This is a genomic window from Nonomuraea sp. NPDC049784 (assembly GCF_040659615.1).
GTDB lineage: Bacteria > Actinomycetota > Actinomycetes > Streptosporangiales > Streptosporangiaceae > Nonomuraea.
The window spans coordinates 1-6,119 of the sequence record NZ_JBFAMX010000620.1 but is presented as its reverse complement, the minus strand read 5'-3'; the positions used below and the strand labels follow the sequence as shown (position 1 = coordinate 6,119).

Below are 6,119 nucleotides of genomic sequence, written 5' to 3'. Positions count from 1 at the left end.
GTGCGGACCCAGCGGTTGCGGTACCACTCGGCGCGGCCGTCGCGCAGCCGGATGCCGTGGACCATGCCGTTGCCATTGAACCAGTGGGTGGGGGTGACGCCCGCCTTCGGGTTGTGGCTGTTGCGGATCAGCCGGCCGGTGAGCTCGGGCGGCAGGTGACCCTCGACGGGCAGGTCGGCGGCGCTGAGCTCGTCGACGGCGGGGGTGTAGTGGCCGATCAGGTAGGGCTTGGCGGACATGACGGAACCTTTCTTTTCTGTCGGTGGTCAGGCGTCCTGCTCGGCGCGGTTCTTGAGGGCGTCGAGCCAGGCTTCGAGCGACTGGTGGAGGGCCTGACCGAGCTCCTCGGCGGCGGCCTCGACGGGGGCACCGCTCCAGGACTCCTCCGTTCGGACGGTGACCTGCTCGCCGGTGGGCTCGAAGGTCCATACGTGGATGCCGGTGATCCCGTTGGCAGGGCCGCCCCACACGATCCGGGTGCCGGGGACGACCTCTTGGAGGGTGGAGGTGATCTCCAGGCCGTGGGTCCTCCAGCGGAAGGAGAATCCGGGCTCGAGCGGCCCGTCGAGGACGGCCTGGTCGATGTCGGTGTTCCAGCTCGCCCAAGAGTCGATGCCGGTGTGCAGGGCCCAGACCCTCTCCAGCGGGGCGTCGATCGTCGTGGACAGGCGGACGATCACCGGCGCGGACTCGTCGATGGTGTGCATGTTGGGCGTTCCTTTCGATTGATGGGATTGGTGGTGCGTGGTCAGGAGGCGGGGGCCGCGTGGACGGCCTCCCGATGCGGCGCGGCACGGCGCCGGGTGAGGAAAGCCGCGAGCAGGGCGGTCGCCGTCAGGACCGCGGCGGAGACACCGAAAGCGGTGCGGTAGCCGTCGGTCATGGCCTCCAGGTGCGGCCGGTGGGCGGCGGCGTGGGTGGTGACGGACTCGGCGACGGTGGCCAGGACCGCCAGGCCGATCGCGCCGCCGACCTGGCGGGTGGTGTTCACCAGTCCTCCGGCCAGGCCGGAGTCCTTCTTGGCGGCGCCCTCGATGGACAGGGCGGTGAGCTGGACGAACGCGACGCTCAGGCCGAGGCCGATCAGGACGCTCGGGCCGAGAACGTCGATGAGGAAGCTGCCGTCCGCCCTGATCCGCGACAGCCACGCCATCCCGCCGGCCTCGGCCAGCAGAGCTGCGACCACCGTGGCGCGGGCGCCGATCCGGCGCGCGATCCGCGGCGCCAGGGCGGGGCCGAGCATGTTCGCCCCGGCGAGCGGCAACTGCCCGAGCCCGGTGACCAGCGGGCCGGCACCCAGGACGTGCTGCTGGTAGAGCGGCAGGAAGAAGAACAGCGCGATCCAGACCGAGCCGAACAGGGCCATCAGGACGTTCCCCGCGGTCACCCAGCCGGCGGCGAACAGCCGCGGCGGTACCAGGGGGTGGGGATGCCTGCGCTCGGCCCGCACGAAGACCATGGCCATCACGGCGGCGAGCGCGAAGGCGCCCAGCACCCGGCCGTCGGCCCATCCTTCGCTGCGGGCGGTGGTCAGGCCCCACACCAGCCCGGTCAGGGCGAGGGTGATCGTGGTGGTGCCGAGCAGGTCGAACCGTCCGCCGCCGCCACCCGCGGTCCTCGGGACGAGGACGGAGGCGGCGCCCAGCACGAGGAACGCCCCCAGCGCGACGGCATAGAAGATCGACGGCCAGCTCCACGCCTGCGTGAGGACACCGCCGAGGAGCACACCCGCCGCGCCTCCCGCGCCCGAGACGGCACCCCAGACCCCCAGCGCCCTGCCCCGTCCCGGGCCCGGCGGGAAAAGGTCCATGACCAGTGCCAGTGCCGCCGGGGCGATGGCCGCGGCGCCCATCCCCTGGACGGCACGGGCGGCGATCAGGACGCCGGACGACGCCGCCAGCCCGGCCACCGCCGACGAGACACCGAAGACCGTCAGGCCCGCGAGCAGGACCCGGCGGCGTCCCAGCAGGTCGGCGGCGCGTCCGCCGGACAGCAGCAGAGCCCCGAAGGCCAGGCCGTAGGCGTTGACCACCCAGGTGGTGCCGCCGTCGGACAGTCCGACCCCCGCGCGGATCTGCGGGAGCGCCACGTTCACGATCGAGGTGGCGAGCATGACTGTGAACTGGGCGGCGGCCAGCGCCGTGAGGGCGGCCCCCGCGGGTGGCTTTCTCATGAGCTTACTCCAGATGTGTGTGACTGACCACTCACTCTTGCAAGTGAAAGAGAGGCGGGGCCGCGCCCCGCCGATGCGCCCCGGCCGAACGGCCGGCTGCGGGCTCAGTAGTGTGTGATGCCCGCCGTCAGGGTGCGCGTCCAGGGCGCCTTCACCTCGTCTGCCTCGATGGAGACGAGGAGGTGGCAGAGCATGCCGCGGGCGAAGAACTCCTGGACCTGCTGCTCATCGCCGCCGGAGGCGCCGCGCACATACTCCACCAGCCGGGCGTAGCCCTGCCGGACGGCGTCGCGCACCGCGGACTCGGACACGGCCGCGGCCTGGGCGTGCAACTGGATCAGCATGAGGTCGTTGTCGCTGATCAGCTGCGCGTAGGCGTCACCCATCGCCCGCAGCACCACCTCCGGAGAGCTGCCCGTCGCCTTGGCGGCGGCACGCTCCAAGGCGGCCCGCACCTGGACGAAGCAGCGCTCGACGACCGCGACGAACAGCAGTTCCTTGCTGGGGAACAGGCGATAGACGTAGGCCTGGGAGATGCCGGCGGCCTTGGCGACCTCCGTCGTGGCGGTGCCCCAGTAGCCTCGTGCCGCGAAGGCGCTGATGGCGGTGCGCAGCACCGTCTCGCGGCGTTCCTCGGCGGTGGACAGGTGGCGCGGTTGATTGCTCGGCATGTGAGTAATAAACCACTCACACTTCTCTGCGTCAAATCTTTCCGCGGTGGTCCGGTCGGGGTGGTCCGGCGGGGCTCGCTGTCCGGTGAGGTCCATGGCGCAGAGCTTGCCAGTGCCCGCTGTCCACTTCCCAGTCCCGTACCGGCCTGGCACTGTCCACGGCTGTCCACCGCTGTCCACCCGTCAGTGGGTGCCGTACAGCTCCCGCTGCCAGAGCGCCTCGCAGAGCAGGTCGAGCCCCTGGCGCAGGTGGCGCCGGTAGGTGCCGTACGGCAGGCTCAGCCGACGGGCGGCGGCCTCCTGGGTGGGCACCCCGGAGAAGTAGGTCGCGGCCAGGACATCCCGCGCCCGAGCGCTGCGCGGGTCCGCGGCGATCTCCTCGACCGCCTCCCGCAGCACGGTACGCAGATCCGCCACGGGGTCGGCGGAGTCGGCGACGAGCCGGGCCCGCAGCAGCGAGCATGCGGCGAACGCGGAGGGAGCGCGCCAGTGCTGGAGCGCTTCGCGGACGCCCTGGTCGAAGGCGATGCGCGAGACTCCGGACGGCCCCGACAGCGACGGCATCTCAGTGGCGTTGATGAGGTGCCGGAGCCAGGACTCGACAGGGATCTTGCGCCAGTCGATGGTGAACAGGCCGTAGGTCCGTCCCCCGACGCTGGGCCGTTCGCCGCTGTCGACCAGGACGCCCCGCAGTCGTTCGGCCCAGGCGTCGTAGTCCCGGTAGGGCAGGAAGCCGTGGGCGCGGCCGCGGGCCCGGGCCGCCTCCGCCTGCACCCGGGAGTTGCTCAGGTCGATGACCCGGGACGGTTCCTGGTAGTGCTCCGGATAGATCGAGAACCTGGTCATCGCGATGTGCTCGCCGGGCCGGACTGGCGAGGTCTCCTCGCTGTAGCGCCATGCCGCCGCGAGCACCGGGTCGGCGGCGATCTCCGTCTCGTCCGGCGGGGCTGGCAGGACCAGGCGGGCCGTGAACGCGACGATGCGTCCGGTGCTGATGAGCCGGAAGACGCTGAAGCGGTCCGGCTGGCGGTCCAACCAGAACCGCACCAGGGCCGCCGACTCAGGGCCCTCGGTCTCCTCGGCCATCCGCAGGATCAGGTCGTGGTCGTCGGGGTGGAGCGCGCTCTCGTGCACCTCGTCCTCGGGCGTCGCCCACACGCGGGTCTTGGCCAGCTTCTCGACCTCCCGGAACAGGTAGAACAGCTCGTCGGTGACGGCGCGCACCCGCTCCTCGGGGGCCTCCCGCAGCAGGCGCAGATACTCCTCCGCCAGCCGCTGTCGCATCGTGCCGTAGGCGTTGGGAGCCCGCCAGCGCAGATCCGCCTTCAGGGTCTCGCGGGCAGCGTCATGCGGGTAGAGGCCGCGCGCGTTCGACTCCATGAACGGCAGCTCACGCAGCCAGGTGAAGATCTCATGCACGTCGTCGTCCGCCAGGACCGCCGCCAGCAGTTCCTCGCTGGTGACGTGGGCCTGCGCCGCGACCTCAAGTGCCCGGCGATGGGCCGCGGTGGGCACCTCGCCGATCAGGCCCGCGAGCAGGGTACGCAGCACCTCGGCCGACGGAGTGCCATCACCGTCGGTCCGGCCTGTCGCGTCAGCCGCGGCGGCCAGCGTCAACGCGAGCGGGTTGCCGCCCGCGAACCGCAGCACCCGGCCCCTTCGCTCGGGCCGCACGGACGCCGCCGCCAGCAGCTCCCGGGCCTCCCCCTCCGACAGCGCGGTCAGCTCCCGGACGAGCAGCAGCCCCGCCCACGCCGGATCCGCGGTCCACTGTGGCTGTGGTGCGAGCCTCCCGGCCACGACGGCCAGCGCCCCCTCCGCGGCTCGCGGCAGAAACCGCTGCCACAGCCAGTTCTCCAGCCACTGGCAGTGCTCAAAAGAGTCGATGAACAGCACGGTCTGCGGCTCTCTGACGAAATCTTCGGCCGCCTGCTCGAACTCGGCCGGGTCCCGCCCCACGAACCGCCCGTCCAGCTCGACGACCCGCCGCCCCGCGTCCCGGGCACGGTCCCCCATCCGCCGCAGCAGCGCCGACTTCCCGATCCCGCCGGCCCCGGACAGATAGAAGGCGAACGGCGCCTCCGCGTCCCCGTCGAGCGCCCTCCCGAACACCTCAAGCTCGGCCCCCCGCCCCACAAAGGCCCGCTCTCGCGCCCGGCTGAGCCGATCCCCCCAAGACCGCCCCACTCCACTATCAACCACCGCGCTCCCTTCCGAACCGACAGGATCTCATAAAACCTCCCATAACCGGACAGATCAACCACCCGCCGACCGGCGAGCACCGGCACCGACTGAAACCGTCGGCTTCACCGGCATCGCTACCACCCCGACCACCGACACCGGCGGACTGCTGAGGCCTCGTGTGGTACTTCGGCGCGACGCCGGGGAGCCGCCGCCTTTCCCTCGCGAAAACCTGTGGCCCTCGGTCGCGGCCGGACTCTAGGGTGACGCTCATGTACTTCTTCCACCTCCGCTAGCGATCCGCCGGCGGGTCGCGGACGACCCCACCGCCGGCGATGCGGGACGGCTGAGCGAGCGCCGTCCCGGGTCGCGACGTGGGAGAAGGACAGTTGCATACGCTTGCCGTGGCCAGGGCCGTGCATGGCATCGAGCCCCTGGTGGCCGCGGAGATTCGACGTTCCAGGCTGGGTGTGGTGCGCGGGGTGCGCCATCGCGAGGTGTGGTTCGAGGCTGCGCCGGGGGCCGACCTGCTGGGCCTGCGGATGGCCGACGACGTGCTCCTCGCCGCCGCCGTGGTGGACGGGATCGGCCACGGCCGCTCCGCCTTGCGCCGGCTGGCGCACGCGGCCCGCACCGTGGACGCGGGCGGGCCGGCATACCCGGTGAGCGGGGTGGAGGTGTCGGCGTCGTTCGTCGGGCGCCGTAACTACACCCGCTTCGAGATCGAGGACGCGGTGGGGGCCGAGCTGGCGCGGCCGTTGCGGCTGCCGTACCACTCCAGGAGGGACGGGGGGCGGCCGCCTCGGGACGCGATGTCATGGCGGGTCACCATCGAGGGCGATCAAGCGCTCATCGCGCTGCGGCCGGCGGAGCGGCCGCTGCACCGGCGGGCGTACAAGACGGCCTCGATCCGGGGCACGCTGCACCCGCCGGTGGCCGCCGCCATGGCGGCGCTGGCCCGCCTCGGAGACGCCGGGACGGTGCTCGACCCGTGCTGCGGCGCGGGCACCACGCTGATCGAGGCCCACGCGCTGGCGCCGGCCACGCGACTGCTGGGCTTCGACCACGACCCCGCCGCGCTCCATGCGGCGGCC

The 6,119-nt window shown here is 72.2% G+C and carries 5 protein-coding genes and 1 pseudogene; 1 reads left to right on the top strand and 5 read right to left on the bottom strand.

Going from position 1 to position 6,119, the window contains the following annotated elements:
• The 5 genes from AB0J09_RS53760 to AB0J09_RS53740 all read right to left on the bottom strand — a co-directional run.
• The coding region (locus AB0J09_RS53760; RefSeq protein ID WP_360709921.1) for a carotenoid oxygenase family protein at positions 1-239 on the bottom strand (239 nt) is incomplete at its 3' end.
• 27 nt (positions 240-266) lie between these two features.
• On the bottom strand, positions 267-707 hold the full coding sequence (locus AB0J09_RS53755) for an SRPBCC family protein (RefSeq protein ID WP_360709919.1): 441 nt from the start codon (positions 705-707) through the stop codon (positions 267-269).
• Between the two features lie 41 nt (positions 708-748).
• Positions 749-2,173, bottom strand: a complete 1,425-nt coding sequence (locus AB0J09_RS53750; protein ID WP_360709917.1) for an MFS transporter — start codon at positions 2,171-2,173, stop codon at positions 749-751.
• Positions 2,174-2,277: 104 nt separating this feature from the next.
• Positions 2,278-2,844: a TetR/AcrR family transcriptional regulator gene (locus AB0J09_RS53745; RefSeq protein WP_360709915.1), complete on the bottom strand. Its 567-nt coding sequence runs from the start codon at positions 2,842-2,844 to the stop codon at positions 2,278-2,280.
• Between the two features lie 183 nt (positions 2,845-3,027).
• Positions 3,028-4,980 carry a hypothetical protein gene (locus AB0J09_RS53740; RefSeq protein ID WP_360709913.1) on the bottom strand — a complete coding sequence of 651 codons (1,953 nt, stop codon included), beginning with the start codon at positions 4,978-4,980 and terminating at the stop codon, positions 3,028-3,030.
• 434 nt (positions 4,981-5,414) lie between these two features.
• Here AB0J09_RS53740 and AB0J09_RS53735 point away from each other — a divergent pair.
• Positions 5,415-6,119: pseudogene (locus AB0J09_RS53735) on the top strand (RNA methyltransferase); the annotation flags it as partial.

Bases quoted from the DNA above. Each gene is read 5' to 3' on its own strand.
- AB0J09_RS53745 (WP_360709915.1), bottom strand. From the start codon at position 2,844: ATGCCGAGCAATCAACCGCGCCACCTGTCCACCGCCGAGGAACGCCGC.
- AB0J09_RS53755 (WP_360709919.1), bottom strand. From the start codon at position 707: ATGCACACCATCGACGAGTCCGCGCCGGTGATCGTCCGCCTGTCCACG.
- AB0J09_RS53750 (WP_360709917.1), bottom strand. From the start codon at position 2,173: ATGAGAAAGCCACCCGCGGGGGCCGCCCTCACGGCGCTGGCCGCCGCC.